Annotated in this window: 13 protein-coding genes (1 of these 13 cut by a window edge); 7 read left to right on the forward strand and 6 right to left on the reverse strand. The window is 54.7% G+C overall.

The window, feature by feature from the left end:
- A protein-coding gene (locus tag TLL_RS11405) for an IctB family putative bicarbonate transporter (protein WP_011058082.1) crosses the window boundary here: on the forward strand, nt 1-1,247 show its 3' portion. Its footprint begins 145 nt before the window's first position; the window shows 1,247 of its 1,392 coding nt (coding positions 146-1,392); its start codon lies beyond the left edge, outside the window; the stop codon is at nt 1,245-1,247.
- On the opposite strand, the gene TLL_RS11410 is transcribed toward TLL_RS11405, so the two are convergent.
- Entirely contained in the window at nt 1,222-1,467 is a 246-nt protein-coding gene (locus TLL_RS11410) for a hypothetical protein (RefSeq protein WP_011058083.1), read from the reverse strand. The two genes, TLL_RS11405 and TLL_RS11410, sit on opposite strands and share 26 nt — an antisense overlap.
- Nucleotides 1,468-2,321: 854 nt before the next feature.
- On the opposite strand from TLL_RS11410, the gene TLL_RS11415 reads away from it, so the two are divergent.
- The gene (locus TLL_RS11415) at nt 2,322-3,419 is read left to right on the forward strand and encodes an ArsA family ATPase (protein ID WP_011058084.1); all 1,098 of its coding nucleotides are present in this window, start codon (nt 2,322-2,324) and stop codon (nt 3,417-3,419) included.
- A 6-nt stretch (nt 3,420-3,425) separates the two neighbouring features.
- On the opposite strand, the gene hisD is transcribed toward TLL_RS11415, so the two are convergent.
- The 5 genes from hisD to TLL_RS11440 form a co-directional block, all read right to left on the reverse strand.
- Nucleotides 3,426-4,721 carry a histidinol dehydrogenase gene (hisD, locus tag TLL_RS11420; RefSeq protein ID WP_011058085.1) on the reverse strand — a complete coding sequence of 432 codons (1,296 nt, stop codon included), beginning with the start codon at nt 4,719-4,721 and terminating at the stop codon, nt 3,426-3,428.
- Nucleotides 4,722-4,862: 141 nt separating this feature from the next.
- Nucleotides 4,863-5,036 (reverse strand): DUF29 domain-containing protein, encoded by a 174-nt coding sequence (locus TLL_RS13605; RefSeq protein ID WP_164921007.1) that lies wholly within the window; start codon nt 5,034-5,036, stop codon nt 4,863-4,865.
- Between the two features lie 315 nt (nt 5,037-5,351).
- Nucleotides 5,352-6,440 (reverse strand): Holliday junction branch migration DNA helicase RuvB, encoded by a 1,089-nt coding sequence (ruvB, locus tag TLL_RS11430; RefSeq protein WP_164921228.1) that lies wholly within the window; start codon nt 6,438-6,440, stop codon nt 5,352-5,354.
- 21 nt (nt 6,441-6,461) lie between these two features.
- Nucleotides 6,462-7,457, reverse strand: a complete 996-nt coding sequence (ilvC, locus tag TLL_RS11435) for a ketol-acid reductoisomerase (protein WP_164921008.1) — start codon at nt 7,455-7,457, stop codon at nt 6,462-6,464.
- Between the two features lie 152 nt (nt 7,458-7,609).
- Nucleotides 7,610-7,894: an RNA recognition motif domain-containing protein gene (locus TLL_RS11440; protein ID WP_011058088.1), complete on the reverse strand. Its 285-nt coding sequence runs from the start codon at nt 7,892-7,894 to the stop codon at nt 7,610-7,612.
- A 235-nt stretch (nt 7,895-8,129) separates the two neighbouring features.
- Here TLL_RS11440 and mnmA point away from each other — a divergent pair, with 235 nt between their 5' ends.
- From mnmA to TLL_RS11465, 5 genes are read left to right on the forward strand one after another with little or no spacing between them, the layout of a single operon-like run.
- Nucleotides 8,130-9,239: a tRNA 2-thiouridine(34) synthase MnmA gene (mnmA, locus tag TLL_RS11445; RefSeq protein ID WP_011058089.1), complete on the forward strand. Its 1,110-nt coding sequence runs from the start codon at nt 8,130-8,132 to the stop codon at nt 9,237-9,239.
- A gap of 14 nt (nt 9,240-9,253) precedes the next feature.
- On the forward strand, nt 9,254-9,487 hold the full coding sequence (locus tag TLL_RS11450) for a DNA-directed RNA polymerase subunit omega (protein WP_011058090.1): 234 nt from the start codon (nt 9,254-9,256) through the stop codon (nt 9,485-9,487).
- Between the two features lie 2 nt (nt 9,488-9,489).
- Nucleotides 9,490-10,170, forward strand: coding sequence for a hypothetical protein (locus TLL_RS11455; protein WP_011058091.1), 681 nt, complete (start codon nt 9,490-9,492; stop codon nt 10,168-10,170).
- A gap of 25 nt (nt 10,171-10,195) precedes the next feature.
- Nucleotides 10,196-12,787: a TIGR03960 family B12-binding radical SAM protein gene (locus TLL_RS11460; RefSeq protein ID WP_011058092.1), complete on the forward strand. Its 2,592-nt coding sequence runs from the start codon at nt 10,196-10,198 to the stop codon at nt 12,785-12,787.
- Entirely contained in the window at nt 12,784-13,470 is a 687-nt protein-coding gene (locus TLL_RS11465; RefSeq protein WP_011058093.1) for an N-acetylmannosamine-6-phosphate 2-epimerase, read from the forward strand. The genes TLL_RS11460 and TLL_RS11465 overlap by 4 nt, the downstream gene beginning before the upstream one ends.
- The last annotated feature ends 18 nt before the right edge of the window (nt 13,471-13,488 follow it).

Consider the following 13,488-nt stretch of genomic DNA (forward strand, 5'->3'; position numbering starts at 1 on the left):
TGGTGCTGGTACTAGCACCGTTGATGCCGTCGGGAATGATTGGGATGCTGCTGGCGGCAGGGAGTGGCTTTTGGTTGCTGTGGACGCTGGCGGGGGAACGGGAAGGCCGCTGGTCGGGGGTACATTTGCTGGTGCTGCTGTATTGGGGGATTGCGCTGCTGGCCACGGTGTTGTCGCCGGTTCCTCGGGCGGCAATGGTGGGTTTGGGGAAGTTGACGTTGTACCTGCTGTTTTTTGCGTTGGCGGAGCGGGTAATGCGCAATGAGCGGTGGCGATCGCGCTTGCTGACGGTCTATCTGCTGACGGCGTTAATGGTGAGTGTCGAGGGGGTACGGCAGTGGATTTTTGGGGCGGAGCCGTTGGCGACGTGGACGGATCCAGAGTCAGCCTTGGCAAATGTGACACGGGTTTATAGCTTTTTGGGAAATCCAAATCTGTTGGCGGGTTATTTGTTGCCGAGTGTACCCTTAAGTGCAGCGGCGATCGCGGTGTGGCAAGGCTGGCTGCCAAAGTTGTTGGCGGTGGTGATGCTGGGGATGAATGCGGCGAGCTTGATTTTGACGTTTAGCCGTGGTGGCTGGCTGGGGTTGGTTGCAGCAACGATCGCTGGGGTGGTGTTGCTGGGGATTTGGTTTTGGCCAAGGTTACCGCTGCAATGGCGTCGTTGGGGGGTACCGACCATGGGGGGGTTGGCGATCGCCCTCTGTATGGGCACGATTGTGAGTGTGCCGCCGCTGCGGGAGCGTGCCGCGAGCATTTTTGTAGCCCGCGGAGATAGTAGCAATAATTTCCGCATTAACGTTTGGATGGCAGTGCAGCAGATGATTTGGGCACGGCCTTGGCTGGGAATTGGTCCTGGGAATGTGGCGTTCAACCAAATCTATCCCCTGTATCAAGTGAACGTCCGCTTCACAGCCTTGGGAGCCTACTCAATTTTTCTGGAAATTCTTGTGGAAGTTGGTTTCATTGGCTTTGGTGTCTTTCTCTGGCTATTGGCGGTTCTAGGCGATCGCGCCCGGCGTTGCTTTGAGGAGTTACGGGCAACAGGAAGCCCTCAGGGATTCTGGTTGATGGGTACGATAGCAGCCATGATCGGCATGCTGACCCATGGGCTGGTGGATACGATTTGGTTCCGCCCAGAGGTGGCAACCCTGTGGTGGTTAATGGTGGCGATCGTGGCCAGCTTTACACCCTTCCAGAGCAAAACAGCAAACGGAACTTTTAGCAATCGCGATCCTGAGCCATGAAGGTCGGCATGGACTGGCGATCGCTAGCGTGATCCTGCCAACCACAGTGGGAACAGTAACATTGACCTATCCTGAGCTGGGAGTGATGAATGGGTTGCCGGCAGGCGGGACAACGGCCGGTGAAGTAGGGGTGGTGCATCAGCATCCGAATCTGCTCAACAGGGGAAAGGTGACCCATCACTTGCTCAAGACTGTTGGCAGGACTCTCTAGGGAAAACATCAGGGAATCCTAAAGAAACGTTTGTACTGGTTGACAAAATCTCTTTTTTTAGTCTGGGGGCGATCGCGGGCAAGGGGAACCGTAGAAATACGGAGATCTGCCCCCTGTAACCTGTGGAAAACTCCAGAAGGCCTGTGGAAAATTCTGGGGAAAACCTGTGGAAAACCCCGGAAAAACTCTGAAAAACTGTGGAAATCTTTTTTATTCTTTTTCCGCCGGGATAATAGCCTGTGGAAAAACCCCTACTTTTTCCACAAGTTTTCCACAGGGGGTAAGTGGCTCAAACCCGCTTGCAGAGAGCGTTTCCGAAAAGTTTTCCACATTTCCACAGGCCCTACTACTACTATAAGAATATTTAAATAATTTAGTAGTAGTAGTGGATCCTTAAGATCCTAATGCGAATAAAATTTTTACAGAGGAAAATAAGGATGCGATCGAGGTAACTCGGGGTTAGTTTGAATGTGGGTTAGAGCTTGAGGAAATCATTGGTTGAGAGGATGGGGATATCGAGGAAGATCAGGAAACCAAGAACAAACGGTTGAGACGGTTAGAGGATCGAAAGTTGCAAGAGCTTGGGGAAAACCTTGGGGAATTTGGGGAAAACTTCGAAAAAAGAATCTGACCGTAGCTTCAGAACCTTCTAATGAGGATCCATTTGCGCCGCGGAAAATTTTTTTGGCCTGAGAATGGTCTACAAGCCCCTAGAAGGCCCGCGATCGCTGCCCCGAGTAGGTTTTATCGTTGAACACATTTGGCTGCCCATAGAGGCGATTTTACGAGGGGTTCTTTAGAAAACCTTGGGGCAGCCGTTTGCCGATAGGATAGTCCAAGCAGCTATCGTCCTCAAACTTGCCATGACACGCATTGTTACCCTCCTAGGAACAACTCCAGAACAACAAACGGCACTGGGTCTGGCCATTGCCCAGTGGTTTGCGAGGCAACAGCAACGAACCTTACTAGCGGTGCCGAGTCCAGCCACGTCCTTGCAATTTCTCATCGGCAGTTCGGATCAGGTGATTGGCTGGCAACCGAAATGGCTATCGGAGGGATTGGCGATCGCAGAACTCCTGGCGACTGAAAGTCTCAACGCGGCATGGCAAGAACTCAACCGTTTAGTAGAACCCTACTTGCCCCAAGAGCTGGTGGGTAAAGTTTATGCCGGGGAACTGGTGATCTTGCCGGGGATGGATACGTTACTCACGTTGAATACCCTGCGTGTGCACTACAGCAGCGGCGAGTACGATGTGATTGTCTATGCTGGGGGCAACAGTCAGGATACCCTGCGGCTGATTGGCTTGCCCCAAGGGTTGGCGTGGTACTATCGCCGATTTCAACGTTTGTTGGATCAACTGGATCTGAACGCGATCGCGAACGCTATTGGCGGACCGATCGCCAGCGCAATTATGGCTGCCAATATTGACACGCAAAAAGTTCGAGAGCGCTTTGCTGAGGCAAAGGAGTGGGTCGATCGCGGTGTGAAAATTGCCGCAGATCCTCAGCAGCTATCCGTGTTTCTGCTTACGGATACCACAGCGATCTCAACCGCGCAAACCCAATGGTTATGGGGCAGTGCCCAACAGGTGAATGTGCCCATTTCTGAAGTCTTTTGTATAGGGGAACCCACACCAGAAGTCAGGCGTACGTTTGCCCCGCTCCGTATTTCAGTTCTGCCTAAAGACTGGAGCAACTGGCAACATCTTGTTTCCCATCTTCCGGACTTGAATCAGCTAGGAGTAGCACCGGCTCCCCATGAGTTTGATGAGACCCAACAACAGGTACGCATTTTCCTACCGGGATTTCGCAAAGAGCAGGTGAAACTCAGCGAGTTTAGTGGGGAACTGACGGTGGAAGCTGGCGATCAGCGGCGCCACATTGAACTGCCCCCTAGCCTCAAGGGCAAACCCGTTCGCGGGGGTAAATTTGAAGCCCCCTACTTGATCGTCAGTTTCTAAGGCTGACTAAGGTTGAAGGCGCAGACGCACAGAGTCGCGGTGGGAAATCAGACCTTCCGTTTCCGCGAGAGTCATGACTGCTCCCCCCTGTTTGCGTAAGGCCGCAGGGGTGTATTGAATAATACTGGAGTGTTTCAAGAAGGTCTCTACGCCCAAGGCGGAAGCATAGCGGGCCGCACCAGAAGTAGGCAGAGTGTGATTGGGGCCCGCCAGATAGTCACCAACCGCTTCAGGGGTGGAATAGCCTAGGAAAATGGCACCGGCATGGCGCACCTGCTCGACAAGGCTCCAAGGGTCTTCAACTTCCAGTTCTAGATGCTCTGGAGCAAAGCTATTGGACAGCTCGACTGCCTGTTCGAGGGTTTCAACAATACCAATGAGGCCGTAGTGGGCGATCGCCTTCTCAGTGAGGACACGGCGGGGATGGTCAGCCAACTGTTCATTCACAGCCGTTACAACTGCCTTCGCCAGGGAAAGACTCGGTGTAAGCAAAATGGCCGCTGCAAGGGGATCATGTTCCGCTTGAGCCAGCAAATCAGCTGCAATCTGAGCAGGATGGGCCGCCTCATCAGCAATGATTAAGACCTCTGATGGCCCTGCAAGGGAGTCAATGCCCACGCGGCCGTAGACCTGCTTTTTGGCAAGCATCACATATAGGTTTCCCGGCCCAGTGATGACATCCACCCGGGGAATTGTTTCTGTGCCATAGGCAAGGGCAGCAATGGCTTGGGCGCCACCAACGCGATAAATCTCTTGAATTCCGGCTTCTTGGGCGGCAACGAGAACCGCAGGGTTAATGCCTTTGCCTTGACCGGGGGGCGTGACCATGACAATCCGCTGCACACCGGCCACCTGAGCGGGAATGGCATTCATTAAAACTGTACTTGGATAGGCCGCCCGTCCCCCCGGCACATAAAGTCCGGCAGCATCAACAGCAGTGTAGCGTTTGCCTAGGACAACGCCATCTTCGCCAAATTGCACCCAACTTTTAGGCACTCGCTGGCGGTGAAAGGCTTCAATTTGTTGCTTAGCGAGGCGAATTGCATCTAGGAGTTCTTTGGACACCTGTTGGTAAGCGGCATCCAGTTCATCCCCTTTCACCCGTAATGTTTCGGGGGTGAGGTCAATGTGATCAAACTGGGCGGTGTACTCAATCAGGGCGCGATCGCCATCCTTGGCCACACGGCGCAAAATTGCCTCAACAGTTGCCTGTTGTTCGCTCATCTCCCCGCTATCGGTGCGATCGCAAATGCGGCGTAGTTCAGCGCGTAGGTCTGTTAACTGGGTAATGATCCGCAACATGGTCGTTCACGTAGGCGAGGCAGAGAGTAGGGTCAAGGTTAAAAAACCTTAATCAACCCTATCAATAGCTTACAGTGATTTTCCAATTACAGGGGCGGGCTGAGGCTGACCAACAACGGCGGCTTGGAGCAAGATCACAATTCACAATACTGACCCTTCGGAGTTCGCAGCAGGCGGCCAAGGAAGCGAATTCTCATCTAGGGTTTGTTCAAGGGTAAATTCGAGGGCTTCAGGGATCGAATGGGGAGTCACCCCCCTGGCGCTGAGAAAGAGTTTTTTGCCATTGCGATATTGTTTGATGAAAACTTCCTGCAAAAAAGATGTCAGGATAGGGCTGGCTTGGAGTATTGGCGTATTGCCTGAGGGGGCAATCTAAAATTTAACTCTTCACTTCTGGTTGCTAACCCCGGGGGCACTATTCCCGTTCTGTGGGTCCCAGTATTCAATTTTCAGGAGTGCTCACACAGTTGCATGAAATAGCTAGCGATCGCCGATTTTTCCCTGTGGCCCAAGCGCTCAATCTCCTCAATTCAATTTTCCACCTCTCATTTGTCGAAGTGCCGTCCCCGTCGTTGGGCAACGGTCTTATTGGGCCAAAGATAACTGTCGCTCTCATAAAGAAGTTGGGGCTTAAGACAAGGTGTCGTAGGGACTAGATAACCCTGGCAACTGGTTTTCTGGTGCAGTATAGCCTAGATGTTGCCAAGCGCGGGGAGTAGCGACTCGACCGCGGGGTGTCCGTTGCAGATAGCCCATCTGGAGAAGGTAGGGTTCATAGACCTCTTCAATGGTTTGCACATCCTCGCCTGTGGCGGCGGCAAGGGTTTCAATTCCCACTGGCCCCCCTTGATAGGACTCAATCATCACCCTGAGGAGGCGGCGATCGCTCCCATCCAACCCTGCTGGATCCACATGCAACAGTTCCAGGGCAGCCCTAGCCACATCCAGCGTAATCCTGCCATCGTGCTTTACCGCCGCATAGTCCCGTACCCGCTTGAGAAGCCGCAGGGCAATGCGGGGCGTACCGCGACTGCGCCGCCCAATTTCTAGAGCTGCTTCAGGAGTAATAGGGGTTTGTAAGAGGGCGGCCCCCCGCTGGACAATCTGTTGCAGTTCTTCGGGATGATAAAAGCGTAACCGCTGCACCAAGCCAAAGCGATCGCGCAAGGGTGAGGTCAAAGCCCCAGCACGGGTGGTGGCTCCCACCAGGGTAAAGCGATTGAGTTTGAGTCGTCGTGGGCGTGCCGTTTGCTGTTTTCCCACCGTCAGATCAAGGTAAAAATCCTCCATCGCCGGATAGAGGAGTTCCTCGGTCATGCGGGAGAGGCGGTGAATCTCATCAATAAAGAGGATATCCCCTGCTTGCAGGTTCACCAGCAGACCCACAATGTCGCGGGGGCGTTCCAAGGCTGGGGCACTGGTCACCTTACAGTTGACCCCCATTTCTGCCGCTAAAATCAAGGCAATGGTGGTTTTGCCTAAGCCCGGTGGGCCATAGAGCAGCAGGTGATCAAGGGGTTCTTGGCGTGCCTTGGCTGCCTGGATGGCAATGTGCAGCACCTCCTTGAGTTCCTGCTGACCAATGTAGTCCTGTAAAGAGTGAGGACGTAAGGAGTCCTCAGCCAAGGAGTGTTGTTCCTCTGGGGTGGGTTGATTGGAGAGCACTGAAGGGGGGCGCGATCGCTCCGGTGGTGAATTTTGCGACGAAATAATCGCCATCATTGCCCCCCAGGGCAAAGCTTAAGCCCGTTTTAACCAGCTAAACATAGAGCGCAGTTCTTGACCCACCTGTTCAATGGGGTGTTCTGCCTCCCGTCGCCGCATCGCAGTAAAACCTGGTTTACCGGCCATATTTTCCAGCACAAACTCGCGGGCAAATTGACCCGTTTGAATTTCGTGGAGAATTTTGCGCATTTCCGCGCGGGTTTCCTCGGTAATAATCCGTGGGCCACGGGTGAGGTCGCCGTATTCTGCGGTGTTGGAGATGCTGTCCCGCATTTTGGCAAGCCCCCCTTCAACAATCAAATCCACAATCAGCTTTACTTCATGGAGACACTCAAAATAGGCCAGCTCTGGCTGATAGCCCGCCTGCACCAATGTTTCAAAGCCGGCTTTAATCAGGGCACTGAGGCCTCCACAGAGGACCACTTGCTCACCAAAGAGATCGGTTTCTGTTTCTTCACGGAAGGTGGTTTCAAGAATCCCGGCACGGGTGCCACCAATCCCCTTGGCGTAGGCCATGGCGAGATCGCGGGCTTGACCACTGGCATCTTGATAGACCGCAAACAGGCAGGGGACCCCTTCCCCTTGGGCATAGGTGCGGCGAACAAGATGACCGGGACCTTTTGGAGCCACCATCACCACATCTACATGGGCGGGGGGCACAATCTGGCCAAAGTGAATATTAAAGCCGTGGGCAAAGGAGAGGACATTTCCCGGTTGCAGGTGGGGGGCAATCTCCTGTTCATAAACAACCCGCTGAACTTCATCGGGCAAAAGAATCATAATCCAGTCGGCCATTTTCGCAGCTTCCGCCACGGGGTGGACCGCTAGACCCTCGGCACGGGCGCGCTCTGCAGAACGACTGCCGGCGTAAAGACCCACCACAACATTGAGACCGCTATCGCGCAGGTTGAGGGCATGGGCGTGGCCTTGGGAGCCGTAGCCAATAATGGCGATCGTTTTGTCCTTAAGGAGCTCTAGTTGGGCATCTGCGTCGTAATACATGCGCGCCATAGGGATGATGTTCCTTTCCAATTGCATTCAGCAGGTCGTTATTATTTCTCTACCACATTGGTAGAGCAAATAGAGCCCTCCTTGTGGGAATAGGGTGAAATAAATCCTATCCCAAGTTTGTCAAGAGGGCTATTGAAGGACCTTCTCAGGAGTTAGCGATTACGGGAATAACGATTGTTGCTACCACCCATGGCTTCGCGGGGACGGGCTTTGTTGACTTTGAGTTGCCGTCCCATCCACTCGGCACCGTCGAGATCGGCGATCGCCGCCTCTTCTTCAGCATCGCTGGACATTTCTACAAAACCAAAGCCCCGCTTCCGGCCTGTTTCCCGATCCACCGGTAAATAGACTTGTTTGACGGAACCGTACTCGGCAAAAACGGCCTCTAGATCTTCTTGGGTGGCCGTGTAGGAAAGGTTGCCGACATAAATAGACATAATCTGATCTGCTCCAAAGCAAAAGTTGAACCCGGTGTTGACGTTGACTTCGGAGAGACGACTGTTACGGAACCAACCTTCCCTAAAACCGAACTCAAGAATCGCTCTACTTAAGAAACTCAAGCGGCGATTACTCGCCAACCTTGTCTCCTGATTATAGCCGATCGCGATGGCCTGTGTTGCGAAAGTTAGGAATGCTACCCTAAAAGAGGTAGATTTTTTGTGAATCTTAACAATGTCTGATTTACCGGCGGTTGTTGTGGGCCTTTCCGGCGGTGTGGATAGTTCCGTTGCCATTGCCAGTCTCAAGGCGCAAGGGCACCCCGTTGTGGGTCTGACGCTCTGGCTGATGAAGGGTAAGGGGCAGTGCTGCTCTGAGGGGCTAGTGGATGCGGCGCGCCTTTGTGAGCAGCTGGGAGTCCCTCACCATATCGTCGATAGCCGCGAAATTTTTGAGAAATATATTGTGAACTATTTGATCAGTGGCTATGCCAATGGGGTCACACCGCTACCTTGTTCCCAATGCAACCGTTTGGTGAAGTTTGGGCCGATGCTGGCCTATAGCCGGGAGCAACTGGGGATTGACTACATTGCGACGGGTCACTATGCCCAAGTGAAATACAATCCCACCAGCGATCGCTATGAACTGTGGCGAGCTGTGGATCGCCATAAGGATCAAAGTTACTTTCTCTATGATCTGCCCCAAGAGATTCTAGCTCATGTGCTTTTCCCCCTTGGTCAGCAAACCAAGGCTGAGACCCGTGCCCTCGCGGCGCAGTATGGTCTGCCCACAGCCAGTAAGCCGGAAAGCCAAGATCTCTGCCTGATTGAAGCCCATGGATCCATGCGCCAATTCTTGGATCAGTATCTGCCCCGTCAGCAGGGGGAGATTGTGGATGTCTATGGACGGGTGCTAGGGTACCATCAGGGGATTCACCACTATACGATTGGCCAGCGCAAAGGCTTGGGAATCGCCGCACCTGAGCCCCTGTATGTGGTGGCTTTGGATCGGGAACACAATCGTGTTATTGTCGGCGATCGCGCCACCGCCGGCAGGCGTGAGTGTACCGTGGCACGGGTGAACTGGGTCTCGATACCACCTCCTAAAGAACCGATGACAGCCACAGTGCAAATTCGCTATCGCACCCCCCCTGTGCCGGTGACCATCATTCCCGACGCCAATGCTGAACAGGTACAATTGGAGTTTGCTGAACCGCAATTTGGGGTAACGCCGGGGCAAGCGGCGGTTTGGTATGCGGGCGATCGCCTGTTGGGGGGCGGCATTATCCAGCCCTTTGGGACACCGACACTGCACCCCCTAGAAGCAACAGCCACCCATGTTTGAGGAAAGGACCAACCATGCAAAAGCGCCTTCATTACTCATCTTTGGAAATTAACCGTCGGGCGGAAGAGTTAATTCAGCACTCCGCCAATCGCTATCGCATTACGGTGCAAATTGCCAACCGGGCTAAACAACGGCGCGGGCTAGAGGCCAGTGAAGATCTTGATGATCTGCCCCTAAAGCCGGTGATCCGTGCCATTATCGAAATGTCCGATGAAGTTGCCCAACCGGAGTTGCTGGCAGATTCCTAGCCATGGGGAGACAAGGGGGTTGGACATTTTGCGGCTGGGTGACGTGGGGGTGCTTGCTGGCACTCCTATGGTTGCCCCTGAGTAGTGCTTGGAGCGGGGGGCGATCGCAGTCTGACCCCAACTTGCCCAATGCCACTGGTGAAATTCGCATTAACCCCCGTTGGGTGGCCGAAACCCTCTATCCAAAGTTGCCCGGTTTCCCGAAGGAAAATCACTACATCCGCCAAGACAATCGTCAGCCAGCGCCGGAGAGTACGCTCCTAGAGCGATTCATTATCTATCACACTACCGTCAAAGGGCGATCGCCCCTCTACCGTTTTGACTGGAAACTTTCCCTTGCCGACTACTTGGGGCTGAATGAATTCCTGACCCCAGAAACCTATCCGGGACGTTCTTACCTAACAGTGAACCCAATGGAAGGGGATAGAGCCGCCATTCGCCAACTTAATCGTCAACAACGGGATGCCTTGGTCAGCACACTGGCCACCTTCTACGCACAACAGGCGGGGTTGCTTCCTACCCCACCACAACCTCCCCAACCCCAGACAACACTGTTAGAACCGACGCCGAGCCCCCCCACCGTTTTCCCGCCGATTCCCCAACCCGGCAGTGCAGGTCTTTTGGTGCCTCCCGCTCCTCCGCGACCAATGCCCACTGGGGAATCTCGCTTTTTATTGCCCTAGAGGTTTGCAATTGGGTTGATGAGTCATGGCTGTTCCGATTCCTGAGTTGCTCACCCCTGAGATCTTCAAACCCGCTCGCTATTTGGGCAATGAGCGGGGTGCCGTTCATAAGCCGTGGCAGGCTGCAACGGTGCGCTGGGTGCTGAGCTATCCAGAAATCTATGAGGTGGGCGCCTCGAACTTGGGACACATTATTCTCTACAACATTCTCAATGCCGTCCCCGATCAACTGTGCGATCGCGCCTACCTACCGGCGGCGGATTTAGCTGCTAAACTGCGAGCCACCCAAACCCCCCTCTTTGCTGTGGAGTCGCGCCGTGCCCTGCGGGAGTTTGACCTCATTGGCTTTAGCCTCAGCTATGAGCTGGGGGCCACCAACATTTTGGAAATGCTGGATTTGGCTGGCTTACCGCTGACCTGGTGGGAGCGCCAACAGGCATCCCTTGAGGAAATCCCCCTGATCTTTGCGGGTGGACAGACAGCGACATCCAACCCCGAACCTTACGCTGACTTCTTTGACTTTTTTGCCCTTGGGGATGGCGAAGAACTCTTGCCGGAAATTGGCCTGGTGGTGGCCGAAGGCAAACGGGCGGGGTTGAGTCGGCAGGACTTGCTCCTAGACTTGGCACAGGTGCCGGGGGTCTATGTGCCCCAATTTTACGATCGCCAGGGGGATGGCTCTGTCAAACCCAATCGCCCCGATGTGCCCGCGCGAGTTTTGCGGCGGGTGGCTACCCCAATGCCCCACTATGCCATTGGCTTGGTGCCCTACGTGGAAACCGTTCACGATCGCCTGACGGTGGAAATTCGGCGCGGCTGTACGCGCGGCTGTCGCTTTTGCCAACCGGGGATGCTGACCCGCCCTGCCCGTGATGTTGCCCCTGAGGAGGTGATTGCTGCCATTGAAACGGGGATGCGTGCCACGGGCTACAACGAGTTTTCCCTACTCTCTCTGAGTTGCTCCGACTATTTGGCTTTGCCCGCTGTGGGCGTGGAAATTAAAAACCGTCTCCAAAACGAGAACATCTCCCTCTCACTCCCCAGTCAGCGGGTGGATCGCTTTGATGAAAACATTGCCCACATTGTTGGTGGTACTCGTCAAGGGGGGCTCACCTTTGCCCCGGAAGCGGGAACGCAACGACTGCGGGACATTATCAACAAGGGTTTAACCAATGAGGAATTGCTGCGGGGAGTAAAAACGGCCTATGAGCAGGGCTGGGATAAGATCAAGCTCTACTTTATGATTGGCCTGCCGGGGGAAACCGATGCCGACGTCTTGGGGATTGCGGAAACCATCCGTTGGCTAAGGCGGGAGTGCTGGATCAAAGGACGCAAACCCCTGAGCTTTAACCTGACCATCTCCAACTTTACCCCCAAGCCCCACACCCCCTTCCAGTGGCATGCTGTCTCCACCAGTGAGTTTCTGCGCAAACAGGAGTTGCTCAAGGCAGAATTCCGCACCATCAAGGGTCTGAAGGCTAACTTTACTGATGTGCGCATCTCGGCAATGGAAGACTTTGTGGGTCGGGGCGATCGCCAACTCGGACCGGTCATCCGCCGCGCTTGGGAATTGGGAGCCCGCGAAGATTCTTGGTGGGAAAACCTGGATCGCGCCTATGCGGCTTGGACGCAGGCGATTCAAGAAGCGGGTCTGGACTGGAAATACCGCCAACTGGAAGCGGGCGAGTGGAATGTCTTTAGCGGTGGCAACCACAACCTCGATGCCCCCCTACCCTGGGATCACATTGATACGGGCATCAGTAAAGCCTGGCTAAAGGAAGACTTACACCGCGCCCTGGAAGCAGTGGTGGTCCCCGACTGTTCCTTTGCCGGTTGTTCCCACTGTGGCGTCTGTGGTATTGATTTTGGCCATAACGTGGTCGTGCCGCCGCCGCCAATTCCGCCCATTCAAGGTCAGCCCCAAGTTCCCCAAGAACGGGTTCAACGTCTGCGCCTCACCTTTGGCAAAACGGGCGAGATGACTCTCCTCAGCCATTTGGACCTGCTGCGTCTCTTTGAGCGGGCCGTCCGCCGTGCCCACTTGCCCATTGCCTTTAGCGGCGGATTTCACCCCTCACCGCGCATCTCTACCGCCAGTGCCTTGCCCCTCGGCGTGACCAGCTATGGGGAAATTGTGGATCTGGAGTTTTACCGTGAGGTCGATGCGCAAACGGTGCTGGAGCAATTGCGGCAGCAGCTTCCCCAGGAGATACCCCTCTATGGCTGTGAGGTGGTGCCCCTCAGTGAACCTGCTGCTAGTCAAGCCCTGCGAGCCGCCACCTATGAACTGCTCATCCGTACACCTGAACCCCTAGAGCGGGAGACTTGGGAACAGTGGTTAGAGACCTTGCGAGCCACACCTGAAATTCTCTATGAGCTAACCACTAAGTCAGGGAAAACCCAAGTGGTGAATTTGCGCGATCGCCTGCTGGAGATTCGCCTCAATGAGCATCAAGTGCACTGGCCGACGGTGAGCCTGATCTACACAGGGGTCTGTCGCAACGATGGCACGTTCCTGCGGCCAGAGCATTGTCTCTACTTATTGGAGAAAGTCAGTGGCCACTCCCTAGAACTGGGGGCGATCGCCCGTCAGAAGCTACACCTGGAGACCCCATGAACCTAGCAACGCAAATTCGCGGCGGTCTGATTGTCTCCTGCCAAGCCCCGGCAGATTCCCCTTTGGCAGCGCCAGAAATCATTGCCGCTATGGCAAAGGCAGCAGTTTTGCGGGGGGCAGTGGCAGTGCGCATCAATACCCCAGCCCATATTCAGGCAGTGCGCCAAGCGGTGAATGTGCCCATCATTGGCCTCTGGAAGCAGACTTTGCCAGCGTACCCCGTGTATATTACGCCTCGCTTTGCCGATGCCGTAGCCGTTGCCGCCGCGGGTGCCGATATCATTGCCCTCGATGCCACAGCGCGATCGCGCCCTGAACCTCTCCAGGACTTGATTCAGCGAATTCACAATGAACTGGGCAAGCCTGTGATGGCTGATATTGACTCCCTGGAAAATGCGGCAGCCGCGGTTGCTGCGGGAGCAGATTGGGTAGGCACCACCCTCTTTGGCTACACCGAAACCACGGCACATACTCCGCCCCCCAGTTGGTCACTTCTGAGCCAGCTGGTCGAGCATCTCAGCGTGCCTATTCTCTCTGAAGGGGGAATTGCCAGTCCAACCATGGCCGCAAAGGCCTTGGGTTTAGGGGCTTGGGCAGTCGTTGTCGGCACTGACATTACCGGTATTGATCTTAAGGTGCAGCAGTATGTCGCAGCTCTCAAGGCTAATACAGACCTTTCTTAGGGGAGTGGCTCTCAACTC

This window comes from Thermosynechococcus vestitus BP-1 (assembly GCF_000011345.1).
Taxonomy (GTDB): domain Bacteria; phylum Cyanobacteriota; class Cyanobacteriia; order Thermosynechococcales; family Thermosynechococcaceae; genus Thermosynechococcus; species Thermosynechococcus vestitus.